The following is a 20,865-nucleotide window of genomic DNA, read 5'->3' as shown; positions in this document are numbered from 1 at the left end:
CTGATTCGTACTCCCGGAAGTAGTGACATACCGAGTGGTATGTGCGCAGAATCAGGCCAACCCTACTGCCGCGTAGCGCCCACCGGGAGGACGCCGTGCTGAGCACCATGCAGGACGTACCGCTGACCGTCACCCGCATCCTCCACCACGGGATGACCATTCACGGGAAGTCGCAGGTCACGACCTGGACCGAGGCCGGGCCGCGGCGTCGCAGCTTCGCGGAGACCGGCCGGCGGGCGACGCGGCTCGCGCACGCGCTCCACGACGACCTCGGCATCGACGCCGACCAGCGTGTGGCCACGCTCATGTGGAACAACGCGGAACATGTCGAGGCATACCTGGCGATTCCGTCCATGGGTGCGGTGCTGCACACGCTCAACCTGCGGCTTCCCGCCGAACAACTGGTCTGGATCGTCGCGCACGCCGACGACAAGGTCGTCATCGTCAACGGCTCCCTGCTGCCGCTCCTCGCCCCGCTCCTGCCGCAGATGCCCTCGGTCGAGCACGTGGTCGTCGCCGGTCCGGGCGACCTCTCCCTCCTCGACGGGGCCACGCCCCGGGTGCACGACTACGAGGAGCTGATCGCCGGCCGGCCCGACCACTACGACTGGCCCGAACTGGACGAACGCCAGGCCGCCGCCCTCTGCTACACCTCCGGCACCACCGGCGACCCCAAGGGTGTCGTCTACTCCCACCGCTCCATCTACCTGCACTCCATGCAGGTCAACATGGCCGAGTCGATGGGGCTGACCGACCAGGACACCACGCTGGTCGTCGTGCCCCAGTTCCATGTGAACGCGTGGGGTCTGCCGCACGCCACGTTCATGTCCGGCATCAGCATGCTCATGCCGGACCGGTTCCTCCAGCCCGCCCCGCTCGCCGAGATGATCGAGAGCGAGCGGCCGACCCACGCCGCCGCCGTCCCCACCATCTGGCAGGGACTGCTCGCCGAGGTCACCGCCCGCCCCCGCGACCTGACCTCCATGGCCCAGGTCACCATCGGCGGCGCCGCCTGCCCGCCCTCCCTCATGGAGGCGTACGACAAGCTGGGCGTCCGCCTCTGCCACGCCTGGGGCATGACGGAGACCTCGCCGCTCGGCACCATGGCCCACCCGCCCGCCGGGCTGACCGCGGAGGAGGAGTGGCCCTACCGCGTCACCCAGGGGCGCTTCCCGGCCGGTGTCGAGGCGCGGCTGGTCGGCCCCGGCGGCGAGCACCTGCCCTGGGACAACAAGTCCGCCGGTGAGCTGGAGGTGCGCGGCAACTGGATCGCCGGCGCGTACCACGGCGGCCCGGACGAGGAACCGCTGCGCCCCGAGGACAAGTTCAGCGCGGACGGGTGGCTGAAAACCGGCGATGTCGGAGTGATCAGCGAGGACGGCTTCCTCACCCTCACCGACCGGGCCAAGGACGTCATCAAGTCCGGCGGCGAGTGGATCTCCAGCGTCGAGCTGGAGAACGCGCTGATGGCCCACCCGGACGTGGCCGAGGCCGCGGTCGTCGCCGTCCCGGACGAGAAGTGGGGCGAGCGCCCGCTGGCGACCGTGGTCCTCAAGGACGGCGCGGCCGTCGACTACACCGCGCTGCGGGAGTTCCTCGCGGCGTCCGGCATCGCCAAGTGGCAGCTCCCGGAGCGCTGGACGATCATCCCGTCCGTGCCGAAGACCAGCGTCGGCAAGTTCGACAAGAAGGTGATCCGCAGGCAGTACGCGGAGGGCGAGCTGGACATCACCCGGCTCTGAGCCGCCCGGGAACGGCAGGACCGGCTTAACCGGCTGGAACTACTGGGAGTGCGGGAACGACGAGGGCGGTACGGGGATTCCCGTACCGCCCCCGGTCGTTCGGGAACGACCGCCTCAGTTCGTGCCGATCTTCGCCAGCAGGTCGACGATGCGCGACTGGACCTCGTCGCTCGTGGACCGTTCGGCCAGGAAGAGGACCGTCTCGCCCGAGCCGAGCCTCGGCAGCTCGGCCCCGCTCATGTCGGCGGAGGTGTAGACGACCAGCGGGGTGCGGTTCAACTGGCCGTTCGCCCGCAGCCAGTCGACGATCCCGGCCCGGCGGCGGCGCACCTGCATCAGGTCCATCACCACCAGGTTGGGCCGCGTCCGCCCGGCGAGCGCCACCGCCTCGCTGTCGGTGGCCGCCCGCGCCACCTGCATGCCGCGGCGCTCCAGGGTCTCCGTCAGCGCCAGCGCGATCTCCTCGTGCTCCTCGATCAGCAGCACCCGGGGCGGATGCTGCTCGCTGTCGCGCGGGGCGAGCGCCTTGAGGAGAACGGCCGGGTCGGCCCCGTACGCCGCCTCCCGCGAGGCCTGCCCCAGACCGGCCGTCACCAGCACCGGAACCTCCGCCGCCACCGCGGCCTGGCGCAGCGACTGGAGGGCCTTGCGGGTGATGGGGCCGGTCAGCGGATCGACGAAGAGCGCGGCGGGGAACGCCGCGATCTGGGCGTCCACCTCCTCGCGGGAGTGCACGATCACCGGCCGGTAGCCCCGGTCGCTCAACGCCTGCTGGGTGGAGACGTCGGGCGCGGGCCAGACCAGCAGCCGACGCGGGTTGTCCAGCGGCTCCGGGGGCAGCTCGTCGTCGACCGGGAGCGGCGAGGGACGGTTGGCGACCTCGACCGCGCCACCCGGACCGTCCAGCGGCTCCGGCCCCTCGGCGCCCTCGTCGGGCGCGCCTATCGCGTACGCCCGGCCCTCGGCCTCGGCCTCGGCCTCCGGCGCGGTACGCGACTGCGCCGGGACGGCCAACGCGGACGCCGACGGGGCGGTCTGCGGGGCGTGCTCCTCCTCGGGCGGGGCGGCGAGCTTGCGGCGCCGACCGGCACCGCCGAGCGTCTGGTTCTGCTGGTGCGCGATGTGCTGGGCGAAGGGCACGCCCTGCCCGAGCGTCCGCACGCTGAACGCGCGCCCCTGCGTCGAGTCCGGGGACACGCCCGGCGCCGGGGTCTCCGCGGGCAGCGGCCGGCTACGCGCGTCCGGCAGCGGCGCGGCGTCCTGCGGGAGGGCGGCGGGCTCGGGGGCCGGGACGGGGGCGGTGCCGGTGGCGTGCGCGGTCGGCCCGGCGGACGGCTCCTCCGCCCCCTCGCCGGTCACCGGAGCGGGCGCCTCGGCGGGGCGGGCCCGGCGGCGGCCGCTCGGCGCGGCGGGCACGGGGTGCGGCTGCGGCGGCGTGTGGTCGTCGCCGGGCGCGGTGCGCACCGCGTCGTGACGGGCCGGGTGCGGGGTGTCGGTGGCACCGGCCGCGACGGGCGACCGGTCGGCCTCGGCGGGCGGCAGCGCGAACGCGGTACGGGGTCCGGTGGGTTCGGCCTGGGCGGCCCGCTCCCGGTCCGCGGCGAGCGCCCGCCGGGCCCGACGCCCCTGCGGCGCTTGCGCGGCCGCCTGGGACGCCTGAGGTGTCTGCGGGCCCTGGGGCGCCTGATTCGGATGGGGCGCGGAGCTGTCGGCGCCCGGTCCCTGAGCGGGCACCGGAGCCGCTACGGGGGCCGACGGCGCGGCGGGCAGCGCCAACTGGCCCTCGGCGCCCTGCGACGCGCGATGGCCGCCCGGACCCTCGGCCGTACCCGGTCCGCGAGGGTCGCCGGCCGGAACGCCCTGCGGCGGCACGGCCCGGCCGAGCTGCGGCCGACCCCCGCCCTGCGCCCCCTCGGCCGCCGTCACCACGGCACCCTCGGCAGGAGCGGGCGCGGAAGCGGCGGCGGGCAGGGCCAGCGCCTGTCCGGCCGACTGCGGCCGCGCACCGGGCTGGACACCGGCCTCGGCCGGGCTCGGCCGTCCCCGCCGACGCCCCGAACCACCCTGCGTGTCCTGCGCCCCGGCCGCCGCCTGGAGCGCTTGTTCGTCCTGGTCGGGCTCACGGCGCGCCCGCCGCCGCCCGGTCGGCGGCTCGGCCGCCGCCTGCTCGCCACCCGCCCCGGAACCGCCCACCGGGCTCTCCAGGAACGCGTCGGTGGACGACCGGCGCGCCCGCCGCCGCCCGCTCCCCGGCTGCGACCCGGCGCCCTCCGGCTCCGGCAGAGCCCCGGCGACGGGCGCCTGCGCGCCCTCGTCGACCGACGACGGCACAGGCTCCGCACCGGCCTCGGAACCCTGCTCGGGAACGGGAACGGGAACGGGAGCGGGAGCGGGAAGGGGCACCTGCTCGGGCGCGGCGGCCGACACGGTCCCCGACCCCGTACCCAGCGGCACCTCCAGCACATACGCGCTGCCGCTCATGCCCGGCACCTCGTGCGTCTGGAGCACACCGCCGTGGGCCCGCACGATCCCGCGCACGATCGGCTCGTGCACCGGGTCGCCCCCGGCGTACGGACCGCGCACCTCGATGCGGACGACCTCGCCGCGCTGCGCCGCCGCGACGACGACCGTGGAGTCGACGTACCCGCCGCCGGGCACCGGCCGGGCCTTGCCCGTCGAGTCGACGCCGGCGACGTCCGCGACGAGATGGGCGAGCGCGGTCACCAGCCGGTCCGCGTCCACCTCCGCCTCGATCGGCGGCGCGTGCACCGCGAACTGCGCGCGCCCGGGGCCGATCAGCTCGACGGCCGCGTCGATACCGGCCGTCACGACCGAGTCGAGCAGCACGTTCGTCTTGACCAGCTTCTCGGAACCGGCGTCCAGACGCTGGTAGCCGAGCACGTTGTCGACCAGGGTGGTCATCCGGGCGTAGCCCGCGGCCAGGTGGTGCAGGATCTGGTTCGCCTCCGGCCACAGCTGGCCCGCCGGGTCGGCGGCGAGCGTGGCCAGTTCGCCGCGCAGCTCCTCCAGCGGACCGCGCAGCGACTCACCGAGCACGGCGGTGAGCTGGCCGTGCCGGGCGGTCACCGCCGCCAGCCGGTCGCCCTGCTCCTCCAGCTCGACCGCGTACCGCTCGGACCGGTCGGCCAGCTCCGCGCTGTGCCGCTCCGTCAGCTCGGCCAGCTCCGCGGTGTGGCTCTCGGTCAGCTCGGCGAGCTCGTCACGATGGCGCGAGGACAGCTCCTCGTAGGGCCTGCGGTCGGTGAACGTCATGACGGCACCGACCAGCTGGTCCCCTTCCCGGACCGGCGCGGTGGTCAGGTCGACCGGCACCTGCGCACCGCTCTTGGACCACAGGACCTGGCCGCGCACCCGGTGCTTGCGCCCGGAGCGGAGCGTGTCGGCGAGCGGCGACTCCTCGTACGGGAACGGCTCGCCCTCCGACCGCGAGTGCAGGATCAGCGGATGCAGCTCCTGACCGCCCAGGTCGCTGGCCCGGAAACCGAGGATCTGCGCGGCGGCGGGGTTGACCAGCACGACCCGGCCGTCCGTGTCCGTGCCGACCACACCCTCGGCCGCGGCCCGCAGGATCATCTCGGTCTGCCGCTGCGAACGGGCCAGCTCGGCCTCGGTGTCCACGGTGCCCGACAGATCCCGCACGACGAGCATCAGCAGCTCGTCGCCGGTGTACCCGCCGCCGTAGCCGCCCTGGAGGTCGGTGTACGCGGCCTGCCCGTCCTCCAGGCTGGCGCTGGTGACCTCGGCGGGGTACTCGGTGCCGTCGGTCCGCCGCGCGGTCATCCGCTTCGGCTTCGTACGGCCCCGCTCGTCGGCTTCCTCGGGGCGCCGCATCGAACCCGGGATCAGCTTGGAGTCGAACTCCGGCAGCAGATCCAGGAGCCCGCGCCCGACGAGCGCGGTGCCCGGCGCCTCGAACATGCCGAGCGCGATCGTGTTGGCGTTGACGACCGTGCCGTTGCAGTTGACGAGCAGCAGCCCGTCGGGGAGTGCATCGAGTATGGCTGCGAGGCGAGCAGCGCCCCGGGATGGCCTGCTGCTCACGACGACGCTTCCTCCCTGATTACCGCACCTTGCTGACAGCGGGCCCCATCTTGCCCCTCGGGCCGCAGCCTGTCACTGAGGGATTCTAAGGGCAGAGCGGCGCCGCGGGGCTGTGGATGAGGGGGAGCTCTCACCAAGGTCCTGTGCATACGGTGTACGAACCCGTCCCTCATCCGGCCTCGGGGAGCACCGGCCGCAGCGTGTTCCAGCGCGAGATCTCGCAGCCGTCGCTCCGGTCGAACGCCGCGTCGACGCCCCGTCCGCGCCAGGTTCCGGTGATCCGGGCGGTGGCCGAGCCGCCGAACTGCATGGTGCACAGCGCGTCCCGGGGCACCGGGGCGAACGGATCCACTCCTCTGCCCGCCAGCTCGTCCAGCCGGTCGCAGGCCGCCCGGGCCGCCGGATGACTGCCGCCCGACGGGGCGCAACGGAGCCGGAAAACGCCGTCGGCCCCGGCGTGTCCCGAGCCGGAGACCGTGATCGTCAACAGGGTGCGGGCATGAGCGTGGGCGCCCTCCGTACCGCTCGCCGGAGCGGCGAGGGCCGTGACGGCGACGAGGGACACGAGGGCGGCGGGGGCGAGGCGGCGCGCCATACGGGACGCGTGGGACGCGCTGGACGCGTGGGACATGCGGGCTCCTGGGCTCAGGCCCGTCGGCGAGCTGCCGACGGACAGGATGAACGGGACACGGGGCACGGGACGGGGGCAGGGGGACACAGGGCACGGGAAGCCGGCTTCCCGTTTCGCCCGTTTTCTTGCCCTCTCTCCCTAACGCTCCGCACGCCGTGGCGTTGCGCGTCGGGAAGCGCTTTGCCCTCGCACCCGACTGCCTAGTACCGTGGGCACCGATTGGTGACGCACCGCTTGGCTGTGTCATCATCTGCACGCACCATTCGCGCTCGCGCGAAGCGTGCATGGAGGCGTCGCCTAGTCCGGTCTATGGCGCCGCACTGCTAATGCGGTTTGGGTCTTAAAGCCCATCGAGGGTTCAAATCCCTCCGCCTCCGCCCTTCGATCAGGGAGTTCGGCCCACAGCGGCTGAACTCCCTGAGTCGTTTCCGGGATCTTTCTCCTTCGGGGACTACGGGGACTGCGGGGACTGCGGGGACTACGGACGAGTGGCGCAGGGGTCGCAGCAGTTCGGGGCCGGCTCGACGCAGATGGTGACGGAGTCGGTGTTGTTCCCGGGATCGGGGTCCTTCTCGTTGCCCCGGACCGTGGCCGAGTTGGTGATCCGGCCGGGCGCGGTGGCCTTGGCACGCAGGACGAGAGTGGCCCGGGCGCCGTCGTCCAGGACACCCACGGTCCACCGCCCGGTGGCCGGGTCGTAGTCACCGGGGCCCTCGGCGGAGAGGAGGGCGAGGGTGTCCGGGAGCCGGTCGGTGACGGTGACGCCGGTGGCCCGGTTCGGTCCGGCGTTTTGCACGGTGATCCGGTACGTCACGGTCTGGCCCACGGTGACGGTGGTCGCGTCGGCCGCCTTGACCACGCTCAGATCGGCGGCCGGGTTGACCTGTGTGACCCGGTCGTTGGAGTTGGCGGTCAGTGGTTCCGGGGTGTCGCCGAGCCGGTTCTCGTACGTGGCGGTGGCGGTGTTCGCGATCTGCCGGCCGCCGGAGGCGCGGTCGATGGTGACCCGGTACTCGGCCGTGGTGCCGGTGGGCAGGGTCTCGGTGTTGGGCAGGCTGCCGCCCTCCCCGGCCGTGGCGCCGTTGCCGAGCCCGAAGACGACCTTGCCGCCCCGGGCGTCGTAGTACGCCTGGTCGCCGTCGTGCGCGTCCGTCTTCGCCCCGGCGTTCGGCCCGTCGACGATGCGCAGCGACCCGGGCACGTATGTCGTCCCCGGCGGGACGGCGTCGGTCAGCACGAGGTTCTCGGCCGCGCCGCCGCCCTCGTTCCGGGCGTTGATCCGGTAGGTGATGACGTCGCCCACGTCCAGCGGCCCGGTCGGGGAGGCGTCCTTGGTGAGGACGACGTACGGGGCGGTGCCGAAGAAGATGCCGTCCAGGAAGTTCCCGATGCTCTGGTTGCCGCCGGCCGCGGAGACGGACCGGAAGGCGAAGCGCGTCAGGGTCTGTCCGGCCGGGACGGTGTATGTGCCGGTGTAGTAGCCCCAGGCGGTGGTGCCGTCGGTGAAGCGCCGCTGCTGCACCGTGGCTCCGGGCGCGCCGATGTCCAGCGCCATGGTGTCGTCGCCCTGGCGGCCGCGGTGGTAGAGCCGCCAGTACAGCTTCGTGCCGGGTGTGGTGGGCAGGTCCTGGTAGAGCGTGGAGACCTGGTTGGCGTTGAGCTCGGCGAACTGGGTGCCCTCGGCCGACGGGACCCCGTTGAAGCCCGAGTGCCACAACTCGATCCGGTGGTCGGTGGCGGTGGTGAGCCAGCCCGGGACGCGTTTGGGTGCCTGGGTCTGCGAGGCGTCCGGCAGGATCTCCACGCCGGTGACGACGGGCTGTTCGAAGCCGCCGTTGGCCAGGGCGACCCGGAGCGGAGCAGGAGGTGTGGACATGGTTCTTCCCCTCACGTCGACGCTGCTGGAACACGCCGCCGTACCGGCCGCACCTTCGTGCGCCGCGGCGGACCCGATACGTCCCGTAGCGCACCGCATCCGACATGGTTACGTAAAGTGACGAACATCGACGTTCGGCCAACCCGCCCCACCGGGTTTGCCCCCTCGCGTCCCGGGCGGGCCCCCGTCGCCGCCCCCTTCGCCCCGCCCCGCCCGCACCACACGCACCGCACGGGCCCCCTGGCCCTCTCCCGCCCACCCCGTCATGGCCGGAAGTCCCCGCTCTGCCCCGGCACCCCACCCTTGCGCAGAGTGAAACTCTCGCCATCGAAGTTGACGCCCGCTCCCCGTCGTCAACGGTCGCCCCGCACCTCGGTCGCGTGGACGCGAATCGCGGCATTTATGCAGGTCAGGGAGGGTCTGGCTAATGGATTTCGCGCTACGGCGCAGGTCATGTAATGTTGTTCTCGCAACGCCGACCGGGAAGAAAAAACCGGGAAGCACAAGCACTCGTAGCTTAACGGATAGAGCATCTGACTACGGATCAGAAGGTTGCAGGTTCGAATCCTGCCGAGTGCACACAGCTCAGAGGCCCCCTGGACGATGTCCAGGGGGCCTCTGACATCAGCGGGTGACATCAACGCGCCCGGAATCCGGGATCATGCGTCGGCATCGGGCTCGGTCTCCTCACCTTCTTTGCTGCCGAACTCCAGGGCCTCGTCCATGCGCTCTGCCGCTGCCCGCAGCGTCGTGTCCATCACGTGCGCGTAGGTGTCCAGCGTCATGGTGATGGTGCTGTGGCCAAGCGTCTCCATGATCGTGCGAGCGTCGACCCCCTGTGCCAGCAGCAGCGAAGCGCAGGTGTGCCGCAGGTCGTGCACGCGCACCCGCCGCACCTTGGCGTCCCGGCACAGGATGGTGAGCATCCTGTTGAGGCTGCGGGGGTCCGTGACTCGGCCCGTTGTCGTGGTGAAGATGAGCCCAGTCGGGTGCTCGGGTACCGGCTTCCACTTCGGGCCCGCCACCTTGCGCTCCCGGTCCTGCTGCTCGCGGTGCACGGTGAGCGCCTGCACGCACCCCTTCGACAGAGCCACCGTGCGCACGGACCTCGCGGTTTTCGGGGTGCCGAAGATCAGCTCACGCCTGATGCGCTGCACGTTCCGCCGGACACGGAGCTGGCCGGCGGTCAGGTCGACATCGGACCAGGTGAGTCCAAGGGCCTCTCCTCGGCGGAGGCCGGTGGAGATGAGCAGCAGCCACAACGCGTACAGGCGGTGGGGCTCGGCGGTCTTGAGCAGCATGCGGACTTCCGCCGGGTCCAGCGGGCGTACCTCCTTGGCATCGACCGTGGGGGTTTCCACGATCCGTGCGACGTTGCGGGCGATCAGCTCTTCACGCATCGCCTGCTGCAACGCGGACCGAAGAACCGCATGGATGTACTGCACCGTTCGGGCAGACGGCCGGCGCTTGCAGCAGCGGCCGACCGCGCAGCAGTTGCGCTTGCCCTCCGGCCTTTCCTTGTCGGCTCCACGGAGGCAGCACAGGCAGGAGACCTTGAACTCCGTGAGGAACCGCCGCACGTCCGCCGGAGACAGCCGGTTGAGTTTCTTCTTGCCGAGTGCGGGGCGGATGTAGAGGCGTGACAGTCCCTCGTAACTGCTCAGGGTCGCTGGCTTGAGCCGTTCCGGCGCGATAGCGGCCAGCCAGTAGGTGAGGTAGTCGCCGAACGCCATCGTGGAGGACGCCGCGGGGATGCCCTGCCGCGTCTTCTCCTGCAACTCCGTGAGCTTGCCGGCCACCTCGTCTCGGGTCTTGCCGTAGACGAACTTTCGGGTCCGGGTGCCGTCCGGGCGGTAGACGTAGGAGGCCGCCTGATAGCGGCCGTCCTTCCGCTTCGTGATCGTTCCTTCGCCGTTGGCGCGACGCTTGGCCATCAGGCAGCTTCCTCCAATCGATCGCGCAGGTAGGCGCGAACGCTGTCGACCGGGACGCGGCGGGCGCGCCCGATCTTGATGCTGGGGAGTTCGTTCGAGCGGATGAGGTCGTAGACCTTGAACCGGCTGATCCGCAGGGCGGTCATGACCTCGGGAACGGTTAGGGCCTCGGGCGGTGTGGGCACGACGGTGCTCATGCTGGTGGTCCTCCAGAGGTGCGGGGCGGGGCGCGTGCGTGGCGCTAGTCGGTGGACAATGCTGTGGGTCGCGGACCATCGCGGACCACCCCTCTTGGCCTGCGGTTTTGATGGGGTGGTTATGCGGACCGTCGCGGACCATGGCTCTCTGGGTGGGCCTCGGTGGTCCGCATAGCGCCGTGACGTAATCCGCAGGTCACGAGGGGTGGTCCGCGATGGTCCGCGACCCAGCGGATTGTGGAACTAGCTTCCGTTGGTGGTGCGGAGTCCGATTCCGGTGTACGTGCGTACTCGCGTCTCGCCTTCGCGGGGCCGGGTGAGGGCGAGCTGGGGGACGACGGAGAGCAGGTTGCGGCCGAAGACTTGTTTGGTGCCGATGGCGCGGACGCCGTTGTCTTCGGCCCATTCGCGCCAGGCGGCCCAGAGGGCGTCGACGGGGACGTTTCGGGTGGGGCCGGTGGTGCAGCGTTCGCGGACGAATGCGCTGGTGGGTGAGGCGGTGTCCTGCATCATCGTGATGGCGTCCTGGGAGGATGCGGGCTCGGTGATGCGGCCGTTGCGTTCGAGGCGTGCGAGGCCGTCCAGGGCCCAGTTGATGATGCCGGGCATTTCGGCGGCGAGCTTGGTGGTGAGTGCGGTGTCCTCGCGTCCGAGCCAGGACACGGTCATGTTGAGGGCAATGAAGCGGCGGGCGATGACGCCGCTGCTGTCGCCGAAGTTGGGCAGCTCGTTGGTGAGGACCATGAGCCGGGTGGGGAGCTTCCCGGTCCAGACCTCGCGGTACTTGCGATCGATGTCGATGGTGTCCTCACCGGAGATGGTCAGGAGCCGTTCGACGACCTGCCCGCCGTCCCCGGACAGCCGGGCATCGGAGATGACGGCCAGGGGCTTGCCGACCAGGGTGGAGAGCCCGAAGTTCGTACCGAGTCCGGCGAGGGTGGGGCCGGCGAGGTTCTCCTTGCCGACCAGTTCCTTCAGGATCCGGGCGATGGTTCCCTTCCCGGACCGTGAGGGCCCCTTCATGAGAAGGATCTTCTGCTGGTCGGTGCGGCCGGACAGAACGTACCCGAACCACTCCTGAAGAGCTTTGACGGAGTCGGGATCGTCGGGCCAGATGCCTGCCAGGAAGTTTTCCCAGGTGGGGGCGGTGGCGTCGGGGTCGAAGTCGTAGGGGACGGAGACGATGTTGAAGAAGCCCGGCCCGTGGGGCAGCAGAGCCCGGTCCCGGATACGCAGGAGCCCGTTGCGGCACGCGACGATCGGGCTGTCGTCGTGCCGGCCGTGCTCGTGGTCGATCCAGGACGGGGCGTCGGTGTCGGCGGGCAGCAGGGTGATCGCGGACATGGCGTCGAGGAGGTTGCTGATCTTCGTTTTCGTCGGTGCCCACGCGTGTTCCTCGGGCTCGCCCTTCTTGTCCAGGGCGATGTGGACGCAGTGCTCCAGGCGCTTGTAGAGCCCGGCGCGCATCTGCTGCTCGTCGTACTCCCGCCAGCATGTTCCGGTCCAGCGCATCCAGGATCCGCGCCAGCGGCGCAGTCGCAGGTGCCCGTCCTCGGTGGTCCAGTCCGGGACGATCCGGCGTGCCACGGCCAGGGGGTTGGACGGCGGGGGCAGCTCCTCCGTGGCGCTCATGCCGCGCTCCTGTTCGCTGCGGGCTCGGTGTGGGGGCAGTGCCCGATGCGGGCACGGGCGGTGAGGTTGGTGACGGCGTTGCCGCCCCGGGCCCGCTCGTGCCGGCCACAGCCGCAGAGCCAGTCGGCGGTGGGGATCTGGTGGCGGCCCAGTCCGCGCACGGTGAGACCGGGCTGGATGCCGGTCACGGTGACCGTGTGCGGGTCAGAGCGAACAGCAACGGGGACGGCCTGACGGCCGACGTCTTTCGGCGCTCCACTGCCGGTCGGGGCGGGGGCCGGTTCGGCGGGGTGGGGGCCGGTGGGCGGCGGGGGGAGGCTTTTCAGGTGGGGGCGGGGGGTGTTCATGCGGCGGTCTCCCTCGGCCGGCAGGTGCGGATGGACCAGTCGAGGGCGCTGCGGATCGTGGCGCGGCACTCGGCCGCGGGGAGTCCGGCGGCCTCGCCCGCCTCTTGAAAGGCCGCTTCGACCTGCGGGCGTCCGAGGTCGCCCCACGCGATGAACCTCCCGATGGCGCGGGCGGCCCGGAGGAGTGCGGTGTTGCGTGTGCCCTCGGCCGCGTGCCGGACGGTCTCGGTCTCCCGCTGGAGCGCGCTCCCGGCGTACCGGCAGGAGCGCGGAGGGGCCGGTGCGCGGCCGAGAGTGGGGGTGGTTGAGGGGTGGGGCGGTACGAGGAGCTGGAGGAGCCAGGCGGGCAGGGGCCGGATGAGGGCGGGGCCCACGGTCTCGTACCGGTGGCCGTCGATGGTGCTGCCTGCGGCGGCCACGTAGCCGCCCCACGCCCGGGTGTCGACGAGCGGGGCGACGCTGCCTGCGGTGTTGCGGAGGCGGGCGGCGGCGGGCGCGCTGAAGTACAGGTGGAGACCGCCGGACGGGGTCCGGACCGTGCGGGTGGCGGGGACGGCCTGCCCGGCGCGCTCCGCGAGCGCGGCAAGGTTCGCCACGCCGTCGGGCGCGTCCGTGCCGTCCTTGGGCTTGTCGAGGTCCACGACGACCAGGTGCGAACGGCCCGTCGCGATACCGATGTTGTAGGGGCCCGAGGCCCATGCCCGGCGGATGCGGTCGGGGTCGGTGGTGGCGCGGTCCTCCCACTTCAGGTGCCCACCGGTGCAGGGCCCCGTCCGGGGGCAGACGGTCTCGGCGTGGAGGGCGGGTCGCTTGCCTCCGGGGCGGAGGGGGAAGACGTGCCAGCCGCGCTCGGCCGCGTCCAGGGCGGCGGCCAGGAGAAGGGTGTTCATGCGGCCACCGCCCGCATGGCCACGATCCGGGCGGCGCCGATCAGTTCGGTGTACGCGGGTGGGATGGCCTCGGTCAGCTCCTCGCGGACGTCGGTCCAGGTGATGCCCATCGCGGCCTGCATCTCGGGGATGGTGGCCTTGCCTCCGCCGGCGCCGTACGCGGCGACGTAGGGGCCGTCGCGGTAGACGCCGTGCCGGTAGCCACGCACGTACCCTCGGTGCTTCGGGTGCGCGGGCTGCGGGACGGTCCAGCCACCGCCGAGTTCGAAGACACGGTGGCGCAGGACGTCGAGCCCGAACATCTCCCCGCACAGCCGCAGATCGGCGCGGACGGGGGCTTTCCCGTTGGGCCGCCCGATGACGTAGGGCAGGCCCGTCTCGTCGAGGAGAGCGCGGAGTTCGGGGATGAGTTGGACATGGTCGCGGCCCCAGCCGCGTGAGGCGTTGGTGCCGACGGTGAGGGCGCATCCGGCCTGGCACGGCGGGGACGCGTGCACGGCCGCGTACCGGCGGATCTCCCCGGTGGCGATGAGGGCGACAAGGTATGCGAGGGCATCGGCCTGGTGGAAGGCGAAGGGGTAGTTCGGGCGGTCGGCGATGTCGATGCCGGTCACCTCGAACCCGGCCCGGTTGTAGCCCATGGCCGCGCCGCCGGCGCAGGAGAAAAGATCCAGGAGACGCGGCCGGTGGCCGTCTCGCCGGACCAGGGTGGGTTGAGTCATGCTGGGTGTCTCCAGTTCTGTGAGACGTGCTGGCAGACGAGGGCGGCCCCGACTTCATTGGCGTGAGAGGGGGCCGCCCTCGGCGTCTGCGGGGCGATCGCTCTGTGTAGTTGACGGGCGGGTTGGGGAGTGGCTATGGAGAGGCTGTTTCCGGGGGTTCCCGGGGTGCGGGAAGTGCCGCCTCCCCAGCCTCCCCATGCTCCCCAACTGGGGTGTTGTCGCTGATCAGCGTGGGTGAGGTGGGTTGGGGAGGGAGTTGGGGAGAACTCCCCAGGATGTGCCCGCCTCCCCAACGCCTTCCCCGTCACCGTGCGTCGCCTTATCCGGCGTTCTCGATGTCCGCGGTCTCGTCGGCGCGGGTCTCGATGGCGGCGAGGAGACGGGCGCGGGAGATCATCTGGTTGCCGTTGTACTTGCGCGGCTCGGCACCGAACGGCTTGAGGGCCTGCACCAGGTCGGAGGCGGACCACGACTTGTAGACCTCCGGCCACCGCTGGGCCAGGTGCTGGCGGATCTCGTCGGACTTCATCCGCTCCTCGTTGCCGAGGACTGCGGCGACGTCGGCGAGGTGGTCGACCTTCTGCGGCACCGCCTCCAGCCCCGCAGACGCCTTCGTACCGGCGCGCAGGGCCTTGGCCCTTTCCGCGATGGCTTCGGCGTCCTCCGGGCCGATGTAGTGGGTCCGGGCCGTGACGGAGGGCTGTCCGGGGGCGAGTTTGACCCCGTCGCCGGCCACCACGAGGGTGCCCTTGTCCAGCCCCTGGCGCAGCTTGTGCGGGGCCGCCCCGGCGTCGACTGCGGAGTCACCCACCGCCATGCGGGCCTGGGACTCGGTGCCCAGGACGAGGGAGGCCCGGATGTGGTTGCCCTCCCTGCTGCGCTTGGGCAGGTTCTCGTTGGTCGGGTCCTGGGTGCCCTCCCAGGTGGTGACGTTCACCGCGCGTCCCTGGTCGTGGACCTTCTTCACGGCCTGGAAGTAGCGGCTGTCCGCCTTCGACCCCCCGAACGGGGCACCCTTGCGGACGGCGCCCTTCTCGGTGACGAACGTCTCCTGGGCGCCGGAGCCGTAGGCCACCTGTGCCTCATCGACCACGAGGACAAGGGGGTTGAAGCGCGGGTCGGCCAGGATCTTGTCCTGGCTCCAGCCCTTGGCGGTCAGCTCCCGCATCAGCGCGATGCGCTCGCCCATCTCCGTGACACCGCCCTCGATCATCTCGGTGGCTTCGATGACGTGGTCGTCGGTGGGGCCCTGGATGAGGACGGTGGCGATGCCGTCGAACATCTGCCAGTCCCCGACACCCTTGAGGTCGGCGATACGGAACTCGACGCGGGGGTCGAGCGCGAGCCACAGCGCCAGCGCCCGCAGCGAGGCGGTTTTGCCCTGGTTGGACAGGCCGGTGATGAGCATGTGCTTCTGCCACAGAGAGACCAGCACCGCGTCCCCGCGCAGGTCGACGCCCCACGGGGCCCGCCCGCGGTGCATGTCGGCGGTGGCGTCCGGGTCGGTGAGGAGCGGAGAGGGGCCGATGGGCTGGTCCAGGGCGCCGGAGTCGGCGATCCACATGCGTACGGTCCGTGCGGCCGGCGGGAGCGTCATGTGCAGCTCGTGTTCGTGGCGGCTCAGGTTCTCCGCGAGCTTGCGCCGCTTGCCCAGCACCTCCTCGGTGCTCACTCCGGACGGGAGGGTGACGTCGACTTCGACGCCGCACCCGGCCAGGGTGATGGGGCCGAGCATGCCGGCCGCACCGTCGGCCATCTCCTTGATGGCCTTGCGCAGCGAGGAGATCCCCAGGTCGGACAGGGCCTTGACGACCACCGAGGGAGTGACCGGGACATCGTCCGCCCCGCTGGCGGCGGGGCGGGCCCAGGCGGGTGCGGTCTGCTGCTGCTGGCCGGTCCGCCACAGGTGGGACAGTCCGGCCAGCACCGCGAGCGCGAGCGCGGGCCCCCAGGCGACACCGACGAACCAGCACAGGGCCCGGACCGCGTCGACGGCGGCCAGCGTCGGCGCGATCACGTCGTGCACGTCGCGGTCGTGGATGGCCATACAGGCACCGATCAGCAGCAACGCACCCTCCGTGCCGGCGACACCGATCACCGCCGACCTGGCCATCTGCGGAACACCGCTGATCAGCTCCATCCGGCGGCGGTGCCGGTCGGCACGGAAGCGGTCCGCCTTCTCCTGCCACTCGGCGGCCAGCTCCTGGTTGCCCGCAGCCACGGCGGCGGCCCTCATCTGGTGGTGGACCGCCACCGTCCGGCCCTGCCACGTCCGCCGGGCGACCACACCCGCCCCACCGACGACGTAGAGGGAGTGCCGGACTGCGGCCCGGGTGCGCTCGTGCGTGGCGGCGCCCCGTATGACGCGGCCGAAACGCACCCACGGCTGCACCCGGGCCGCAGTCCCCTCTGCGGAGGGGCTGGCGCCGGGGGCGGCGGGTTTGGTCAGGTCGGCCTTGCTCTCACCCGTGGGCGCGGGCCGGTGGTCGTCGAGGTGGTGCAGGGTGCCCATGTCGGCCCCCACAGCGGCGAGTTCGGTCATGACGGGTGCTCCTGCCTGGGCAAAAGGGGGTGGGGTGGGGGTGTTTCAGCTCTCGGCGCGGCGCACGGCCCGCTCGGCGCGGCGTACGGCGTCCTCGGCCTGCTTGCGGGCCTCACGGGCGGTGGCCCGGTCGGTGCGGGGGGCGGTGCGTTCGGTGGCCTTGGCGTTGGCGAGGGTCTGGCGGGCGTCGGCCTGCACCTTGTGCAGGGCGGCCAGCTCCTGGGCTCCGCGCTCGGCGGCCCGCTGGTCGATCCGCTCGATCGCCTTCTCGACCTTCGGGTCGACGCAGTCGGCGAGGGCCTGCCGGAACCCCTTGCGGAACAGGCGGCTGCGCTCACGCTTCTCGGCTCGGGTGTAGCTCTCCACGGTGTCCTCCTCGCGGGGTGGGCCGGGCTGTCCGGTCCTCCGCCCGCCCGGTACGGGACCGGGCGGACAGGGGGCCGTCAGACGCGGCGCAGCTCGTGGGTGTGGCAGAGCACCGGGGCGATGAAGGCGCCGATCCGGTCCACCGTCCACCGGCCCCCGGTGAGCGGGCCGGGCGGGATCTCGTCGAGGACGCGGCCGGTCCGGCCGGCCGCACGCGGATCGTCCTCGCAGCGGACGATCCGCACCTTGTCTCCTGCCTTGAACATGCGGGGGTCCTCCCGTCAGCGGTTTTTCCTGGTGAGGGTCTTGGCGGCGGCCTGTCCGTCGGGTCCGCCGACGGAGCGGACGACGGTGACGACGCCCCAGGTCAGGACCACGGCCAGGACGGCGAGGATCGTGAGGTTGGCGGCGATGGCGGTCAGGGCGCCGACCAGCAGCGGCCCGAAGTAGACACCGGCCGCGACCGCGCCGGCGCCGACGCCGGAGCCGAGCGCGACCCGCTGGACCGTGCGGTCGGGCGGGGCCTGGTGGATGTGCTGCACGACCGGCGGCGGGGGCGCCTGCGGGGCGGGGGCGCCGCTGATGTAGGCGTGGGTGCCGTCCGGGAGGCGGACGACCTGGACGGGCTCGGGCAAGTGGGTGGTCACGGCCGCTTCCTTCCGGTCCATGCGTCCTGGCGGGCGATGAACTCCTTGTGGATCGGGGCCCCGGTCTCGCAGGGCTGGTCGTTCTGGCAGGTGGGGCAGGCGCCGAGGTGCGTCGTGGACGCCTCGAACGCAGCCATGTAGGCGATGAACTCGCCGTCGTGGGACACGGGATCTCCTCCGGTCAGAGGGCAGGGGTGATCCGCCGACGGGCGTCGGCAGTGCTGGTGGGGAGTGCCCCGGGCCGGATTCGATCCGGCGCCGTCGCGGCGGGTCCGGGGCGGTGTGCGGGGTGGGGTCAGCGGCGGCCGATGGGCTTGCCGGACGCGAGGTAGTCCCTGGCCCGCTCCATCTCGTCGCGGGTGAGGGTCTGCCTGAGCTGGTCCTTCGTCTTCTCGCCGGGGGCGACGATCGCGGCGGCGACGGCGATCGCGGCGCATTCCCGGTCGGTCTTCCTGCCGAACATGGGTTCTCCTCGGTGTGGTGTGGCGGTGCGGGGCTGAGGGGTGGGGCCGTCTACCGGTCGTCGCTGCCGAAGGTGACGTTGCCGTGGATGGTGCCGCCGGTGATGCCGTGGTTCTCGCCGCCGAAGTGACCGCCGACGACGGTGCCGCCCTCGATCTGTGCGGCGTTCTCGTTCAGGCCGGTGACGGCGTTGTCGTCGGTGGTGTCGATGGTCATGTTGCCGATGCGGATCCGCATGATGTGGCGTCCTTTTCAGGTGGGTTGGGTGTCAGGGGGTGCGCTGGTTGTCGGGGTAGGCGCAGGTCACGCACATGCCGAGCGAGGACGGGATGCAGTACCCGGCGTCGCGGTGGCAGGTGGGGCAGGTGCGGCGGGCGGTCATGGCCTTGGCGAGGGCCGCCCGCCGTGCCGGGGTCATGGGCCGGACCGGCACGGCGTGGTCGACCCGGTAGAGGTAGGCGACCAGCGGGCCGCGGCTGCGGCGGGGGCGTTCGAGCCGGGCGGCGACGTCCTGTCCGCCGGGCCGCAGTCCCATCGCGCGGAGCTGCCGGCGGGTCGCGTAGCCCTCGGGGGCCAGGCGCCACCGGTATGTGGGGAGCGTGGCCATCAGGCGACGCGTTTCCAGGAGGCGCGGAGCCGGGTCTCCGAGGCGGAGTGCCCGGCGGCGCGGAAGCGGAGCGCGACCTCGCGGTAGGACAGGGCGGGGTCGGCGGAGAGGCGGATCTCGTCGACGAGCGCGTCCAGGGCGTCGTCGGTGAGCGCGGGCCCGGACTCCAGGGCCCGGCCCTGGACCGGTTCGGAGGGGCCCCAGACGGGGAGTTCCCACCGGGGTGTCGTGCCGGGTGTGACGTCGGGTGTGACGGGGGCAGTCACGCAGGTCAGGGCCCGGCTGGTGCCCTCGCCGCCGCGTGCCGTTTCCAGGGTCGACCAGGCGTCGGAGAGGGTCCGGGCGGTCTCGGCCTGGACGCGTGCGACGCGGGCCCCGGCCTCGGTCACGGCCGTCAGCCGGGTCTCCTCGGTGCCCGCCTGGGCCCGCAGCCGGGCACGGGCCACGGCCGCGTCGTCACGGGCCTCCTGCTGGATGCCCCGGATCTGGGTCAGGGCCCCGACGGTGAGCGCGGTCCGCTCCCACAACCCGTGGACCAGCCAGAGGGCCTTGGCCGCGATCGGGAGCCAGGCCACGGCCAGCCACGCGCCGGTGGAGGTGTCGGCGGTCAGGGCGTGCGCGACCAGGACCCCGGTGGCGACCAGCCCGAACCCCCACCCGATCACAGTCACGGTCGAGTTGTGGTCGCCCTGGGCGGCGAGGCGGCGGTCGTAGGCGAGGGTGGCCAGCCACCCGCCGTCGATCCCGAGACCGACGACCAGCGCGACCGGCCACGGCATCACCGGGCCCAGCCACAGCATCACCACGGCCAATGTCAGCATCATCGACACCGCCGTCATCGCGACCGCCGGCAAGGTCGTCTTCCACGACGTCACGACGCCCCCTCCTCACGGAACACGAACGGGGTGTAGTCGATGGGGGTACTCGCGATCCGGCGCCGGATGTCCGCCGCGCCGTTCTCGACGACGCCCGGGTAGGACGACGAGGGGGTCAGCACGTCGAGCACGACGCGCACGTCCAGGGCCCGCGCCTCAAGAAGGTGGTGGTGGGCCCGCTCGTCGGCCCGGTCGATGGACGGGAGGGGCAGGTCGAGCGCGGCGACCACGGCGGCCAGCAGCTCCCGGACCGGGGCGTCGAGGGCGGGGCGGTCACTCATGGCGGCCCTCCGCCCGGGTCAGGATGAGGTGCACGGCGACGACACCGGCCGTCGCGAGGGCCCCGGCGTAGTGGACGTCCTGACGGCCGATGACCAGCCCCAGCGTCTCCACGCCGATGCACACCAGCGACAGCGCCCAGAACACGATCAGGTTCATGCCGCACCGCCCAGCGGGAAGTTGGTGAGGCCGGTCATCGCGGCGATCTGGTCGCCGGTGAGCTTGGTGTTCTCGTTCATGGCGTGGGCCACGATCTGGATCTCGGGCCACAGGCGGTCGACCTTGCGCAAGGCGATGCCTCGGACCTGTCCCCAGGACTTCCCGCCCGCCGGGACGCGGTCGCGGCCAATGCGGTGGCCGTTCGCGGCGAGTACGTCGATCGCCTGCTCGCGGTCGTGTTCGGCAGCACAGCCGAGTGCCACACCGGGCGTCCACAGCCCGTACACCATCAGGTAGCGGACCTCGGCGAGTGTCGAGGCCGCGGACTGCGTGGCGAACTGCCACGGCATGCTGGGCCGGAATTCGAGCGCGGTGTTCCCAGTCGTGCGCCACTGCCCCGGTTCCGGGGACCAGGCGATGATCTCGCTGGTGACCACATGAAGGCCGTAGGACATGGCGACCACGGCGTGACCGGCCTCGTGGAACGCGGTGCCGAGCCGGGAGTCGTCGTAGCTGAGCGAGGTCTTGTTGACACGCCGGGGGGTACCCCGGTGGTCGAGCAGCAGTTCCGGGGCGGGGGCCGTCGTCATCATGCGGCATCACCCGTCAGCGCCGGGGCGGTGCGGTTGGTCAGGTCCCGGCGGGCCGCCAGGACCCGGTTGCGGGCGCGGCGGATACGGCGCTCGTCCAGCTCGGACGGGGCCCGGTCCATGACCATGATCTGTACGTCCAGCAACTCGACCTCGGCCAGGATCAGCGGCATCTCCCGCTCGATCGCGTCCAGGTCGGCCACGCTCGGCCCGGTGTCGGGCAAGGCGGCCGTAACGGCAGCCTGAGGTGCGGCGATGGATTCCATGGGTTGTTCTCTCCTTAGACAGTCAGACGGCCCGTCGCG

The 20,865-nt window shown here is 72.2% G+C and carries 23 protein-coding genes and 2 tRNA genes; 3 read left to right on the top strand and 22 right to left on the bottom strand.

Translation table 11 applies throughout. The features are described from left to right. The first annotated feature begins 95 nt into the window (after positions 1 to 95). Positions 96 to 1,742: a long-chain fatty acid--CoA ligase gene (locus tag ACIQGQ_RS08530; protein ID WP_402392353.1), complete on the top strand. Its 1,647-nt coding sequence runs from the start codon at positions 96 to 98 to the stop codon at positions 1,740 to 1,742. A gap of 114 nt (positions 1,743 to 1,856) precedes the next feature. Here the strand turns inward: ACIQGQ_RS08530 and ACIQGQ_RS08525 are convergent, their stop codons facing one another. After that, the gene (locus tag ACIQGQ_RS08525) at positions 1,857 to 5,804 is read right to left on the bottom strand and encodes a PAS domain-containing protein (protein WP_402392350.1); all 3,948 of its coding nucleotides are present in this window, start codon (positions 5,802 to 5,804) and stop codon (positions 1,857 to 1,859) included. 169 nt (positions 5,805 to 5,973) lie between these two features. Continuing rightward, positions 5,974 to 6,435: an SSI family serine proteinase inhibitor gene (locus ACIQGQ_RS08520; protein ID WP_402392348.1), complete on the bottom strand. Its 462-nt coding sequence runs from the start codon at positions 6,433 to 6,435 to the stop codon at positions 5,974 to 5,976. 286 nt (positions 6,436 to 6,721) lie between these two features. Between ACIQGQ_RS08520 and ACIQGQ_RS08515 the strand changes: the two genes are divergently transcribed. Beyond that, positions 6,722 to 6,812: transfer RNA gene (locus tag ACIQGQ_RS08515), tRNA-Ser, on the top strand. 101 nt (positions 6,813 to 6,913) lie between these two features. On the opposite strand, the gene ACIQGQ_RS08510 is transcribed toward ACIQGQ_RS08515, so the two are convergent. Continuing rightward, complete coding sequence (locus tag ACIQGQ_RS08510) at positions 6,914 to 8,311, bottom strand: hypothetical protein (protein WP_402392346.1); 1,398 nt, start codon at positions 8,309 to 8,311, stop codon at positions 6,914 to 6,916. A gap of 506 nt (positions 8,312 to 8,817) precedes the next feature. Between ACIQGQ_RS08510 and ACIQGQ_RS08505 the strand changes: the two genes are divergently transcribed. Then, positions 8,818 to 8,890 (top strand) — tRNA-Arg (locus ACIQGQ_RS08505). An 80-nt stretch (positions 8,891 to 8,970) separates the two neighbouring features. On the opposite strand, the gene ACIQGQ_RS08500 is transcribed toward ACIQGQ_RS08505, so the two are convergent. The 19 genes from ACIQGQ_RS08500 to ACIQGQ_RS08410 form a co-directional block, all read right to left on the bottom strand. Further along, the gene (locus tag ACIQGQ_RS08500; RefSeq protein WP_402392344.1) at positions 8,971 to 10,245 is read right to left on the bottom strand and encodes a tyrosine-type recombinase/integrase; all 1,275 of its coding nucleotides are present in this window, start codon (positions 10,243 to 10,245) and stop codon (positions 8,971 to 8,973) included. Continuing rightward, on the bottom strand, positions 10,245 to 10,442 hold the full coding sequence (locus ACIQGQ_RS08495) for a helix-turn-helix domain-containing protein (protein WP_402392341.1): 198 nt from the start codon (positions 10,440 to 10,442) through the stop codon (positions 10,245 to 10,247). Before ACIQGQ_RS08495 ends, ACIQGQ_RS08500 begins: the two co-directional genes overlap by 1 nt. A gap of 243 nt (positions 10,443 to 10,685) precedes the next feature. Then, positions 10,686 to 12,074: a phage/plasmid primase, P4 family gene (locus ACIQGQ_RS08490; RefSeq protein WP_402392339.1), complete on the bottom strand. Its 1,389-nt coding sequence runs from the start codon at positions 12,072 to 12,074 to the stop codon at positions 10,686 to 10,688. Beyond that, positions 12,071 to 12,421 carry a hypothetical protein gene (locus tag ACIQGQ_RS08485; protein WP_402392337.1) on the bottom strand — a complete coding sequence of 117 codons (351 nt, stop codon included), beginning with the start codon at positions 12,419 to 12,421 and terminating at the stop codon, positions 12,071 to 12,073. The genes ACIQGQ_RS08490 and ACIQGQ_RS08485 overlap by 4 nt, the downstream gene beginning before the upstream one ends. Next, positions 12,418 to 13,311, bottom strand: coding sequence for a bifunctional DNA primase/polymerase (locus tag ACIQGQ_RS08480; RefSeq protein WP_402392334.1), 894 nt, complete (start codon positions 13,309 to 13,311; stop codon positions 12,418 to 12,420). Before ACIQGQ_RS08480 ends, ACIQGQ_RS08485 begins: the two co-directional genes overlap by 4 nt. Beyond that, on the bottom strand, positions 13,308 to 14,033 hold the full coding sequence (locus ACIQGQ_RS08475; protein WP_402392332.1) for a DNA methylase: 726 nt from the start codon (positions 14,031 to 14,033) through the stop codon (positions 13,308 to 13,310). Before ACIQGQ_RS08475 ends, ACIQGQ_RS08480 begins: the two co-directional genes overlap by 4 nt. Before the next feature lie 319 nt (positions 14,034 to 14,352). Further along, entirely contained in the window at positions 14,353 to 16,575 is a 2,223-nt protein-coding gene (locus tag ACIQGQ_RS08470; RefSeq protein WP_402392330.1) for an FtsK/SpoIIIE domain-containing protein, read from the bottom strand. Between the two features lie 45 nt (positions 16,576 to 16,620). Next, on the bottom strand, positions 16,621 to 16,941 hold the full coding sequence (locus ACIQGQ_RS08465) for a hypothetical protein (RefSeq protein ID WP_402392327.1): 321 nt from the start codon (positions 16,939 to 16,941) through the stop codon (positions 16,621 to 16,623). 77 nt (positions 16,942 to 17,018) lie between these two features. After that, positions 17,019 to 17,207: a hypothetical protein gene (locus tag ACIQGQ_RS08460; protein WP_402392325.1), complete on the bottom strand. Its 189-nt coding sequence runs from the start codon at positions 17,205 to 17,207 to the stop codon at positions 17,019 to 17,021. 15 nt (positions 17,208 to 17,222) lie between these two features. Then, complete coding sequence (locus ACIQGQ_RS08455) at positions 17,223 to 17,588, bottom strand: DUF6251 family protein (protein WP_402392322.1); 366 nt, start codon at positions 17,586 to 17,588, stop codon at positions 17,223 to 17,225. Then, complete coding sequence (locus tag ACIQGQ_RS08450) at positions 17,585 to 17,755, bottom strand: hypothetical protein (protein WP_402392319.1); 171 nt, start codon at positions 17,753 to 17,755, stop codon at positions 17,585 to 17,587. Before ACIQGQ_RS08450 ends, ACIQGQ_RS08455 begins: the two co-directional genes overlap by 4 nt. A gap of 128 nt (positions 17,756 to 17,883) precedes the next feature. Then, a complete protein-coding gene (locus tag ACIQGQ_RS08445) occupies positions 17,884 to 18,051 on the bottom strand; it encodes a hypothetical protein (RefSeq protein WP_402392317.1) in 168 nt (55 codons plus the stop codon). Positions 18,052 to 18,101: 50 nt separating this feature from the next. Continuing rightward, positions 18,102 to 18,287: a hypothetical protein gene (locus tag ACIQGQ_RS08440; protein WP_402392315.1), complete on the bottom strand. Its 186-nt coding sequence runs from the start codon at positions 18,285 to 18,287 to the stop codon at positions 18,102 to 18,104. Between the two features lie 31 nt (positions 18,288 to 18,318). Then, positions 18,319 to 18,657: an RRQRL motif-containing zinc-binding protein gene (locus ACIQGQ_RS08435; protein ID WP_402392312.1), complete on the bottom strand. Its 339-nt coding sequence runs from the start codon at positions 18,655 to 18,657 to the stop codon at positions 18,319 to 18,321. Then, a complete protein-coding gene (locus ACIQGQ_RS08430; protein WP_402393395.1) occupies positions 18,657 to 19,496 on the bottom strand; it encodes a protein spdB in 840 nt (279 codons plus the stop codon). The genes ACIQGQ_RS08435 and ACIQGQ_RS08430 overlap by 1 nt, the downstream gene beginning before the upstream one ends. 32 nt (positions 19,497 to 19,528) lie before the next feature. Further along, on the bottom strand, positions 19,529 to 19,813 hold the full coding sequence (locus ACIQGQ_RS08425; protein WP_402392309.1) for a hypothetical protein: 285 nt from the start codon (positions 19,811 to 19,813) through the stop codon (positions 19,529 to 19,531). Beyond that, positions 19,806 to 19,970, bottom strand: a complete 165-nt coding sequence (locus ACIQGQ_RS08420; RefSeq protein ID WP_402392306.1) for a hypothetical protein — start codon at positions 19,968 to 19,970, stop codon at positions 19,806 to 19,808. Before ACIQGQ_RS08420 ends, ACIQGQ_RS08425 begins: the two co-directional genes overlap by 8 nt. Next, entirely contained in the window at positions 19,967 to 20,563 is a 597-nt protein-coding gene (locus ACIQGQ_RS08415; RefSeq protein ID WP_402392303.1) for a hypothetical protein, read from the bottom strand. Before ACIQGQ_RS08415 ends, ACIQGQ_RS08420 begins: the two co-directional genes overlap by 4 nt. After that, positions 20,560 to 20,826: a DUF6284 family protein gene (locus ACIQGQ_RS08410; RefSeq protein WP_402392301.1), complete on the bottom strand. Its 267-nt coding sequence runs from the start codon at positions 20,824 to 20,826 to the stop codon at positions 20,560 to 20,562. The genes ACIQGQ_RS08415 and ACIQGQ_RS08410 overlap by 4 nt, the downstream gene beginning before the upstream one ends. Between the last annotated feature and the right edge of the window lie 39 nt (positions 20,827 to 20,865).

Source organism: Streptomyces sp. NPDC092952 (assembly GCF_044754785.1).
Taxonomy (GTDB): domain Bacteria; phylum Actinomycetota; class Actinomycetes; order Streptomycetales; family Streptomycetaceae; genus Streptomyces.
The sequence above is the reverse complement of the archived record's forward strand: the minus strand, read 5'-3'. Positions and strand labels throughout refer to the sequence as shown.

Bases quoted from the DNA above. Each gene is read 5' to 3' on its own strand.
- ACIQGQ_RS08520 (WP_402392348.1), bottom strand. From the start codon at position 6,435: ATGTCCCACGCGTCCAGCGCGTCCCACGCGTCCCGTATGGCGCGCCGC.
- ACIQGQ_RS08510 (WP_402392346.1), bottom strand. From the start codon at position 8,311: ATGTCCACACCTCCTGCTCCGCTCCGGGTCGCCCTGGCCAACGGCGGC.
- ACIQGQ_RS08500 (WP_402392344.1), bottom strand. From the start codon at position 10,245: ATGGCCAAGCGTCGCGCCAACGGCGAAGGAACGATCACGAAGCGGAAG.
- ACIQGQ_RS08495 (WP_402392341.1), bottom strand. From the start codon at position 10,442: ATGAGCACCGTCGTGCCCACACCGCCCGAGGCCCTAACCGTTCCCGAG.
- ACIQGQ_RS08490 (WP_402392339.1), bottom strand. From the start codon at position 12,074: ATGAGCGCCACGGAGGAGCTGCCCCCGCCGTCCAACCCCCTGGCCGTG.
- ACIQGQ_RS08485 (WP_402392337.1), bottom strand. From the start codon at position 12,421: ATGAACACCCCCCGCCCCCACCTGAAAAGCCTCCCCCCGCCGCCCACC.
- ACIQGQ_RS08480 (WP_402392334.1), bottom strand. From the start codon at position 13,311: ATGAACACCCTTCTCCTGGCCGCCGCCCTGGACGCGGCCGAGCGCGGC.
- ACIQGQ_RS08475 (WP_402392332.1), bottom strand. From the start codon at position 14,033: ATGACTCAACCCACCCTGGTCCGGCGAGACGGCCACCGGCCGCGTCTC.
- ACIQGQ_RS08470 (WP_402392330.1), bottom strand. From the start codon at position 16,575: ATGACCGAACTCGCCGCTGTGGGGGCCGACATGGGCACCCTGCACCAC.
- ACIQGQ_RS08460 (WP_402392325.1), bottom strand. From the start codon at position 17,207: ATGTTCAAGGCAGGAGACAAGGTGCGGATCGTCCGCTGCGAGGACGAT.
- ACIQGQ_RS08445 (WP_402392317.1), bottom strand. From the start codon at position 18,051: ATGTTCGGCAGGAAGACCGACCGGGAATGCGCCGCGATCGCCGTCGCC.
- ACIQGQ_RS08440 (WP_402392315.1), bottom strand. From the start codon at position 18,287: ATGCGGATCCGCATCGGCAACATGACCATCGACACCACCGACGACAAC.
- ACIQGQ_RS08435 (WP_402392312.1), bottom strand. From the start codon at position 18,657: ATGGCCACGCTCCCCACATACCGGTGGCGCCTGGCCCCCGAGGGCTAC.
- ACIQGQ_RS08430 (WP_402393395.1), bottom strand. From the start codon at position 19,496: ATGACGGCGGTGTCGATGATGCTGACATTGGCCGTGGTGATGCTGTGG.
- ACIQGQ_RS08425 (WP_402392309.1), bottom strand. From the start codon at position 19,813: ATGAGTGACCGCCCCGCCCTCGACGCCCCGGTCCGGGAGCTGCTGGCC.
- ACIQGQ_RS08420 (WP_402392306.1), bottom strand. From the start codon at position 19,970: ATGAACCTGATCGTGTTCTGGGCGCTGTCGCTGGTGTGCATCGGCGTG.
- ACIQGQ_RS08415 (WP_402392303.1), bottom strand. From the start codon at position 20,563: ATGATGACGACGGCCCCCGCCCCGGAACTGCTGCTCGACCACCGGGGT.
- ACIQGQ_RS08410 (WP_402392301.1), bottom strand. From the start codon at position 20,826: ATGGAATCCATCGCCGCACCTCAGGCTGCCGTTACGGCCGCCTTGCCC.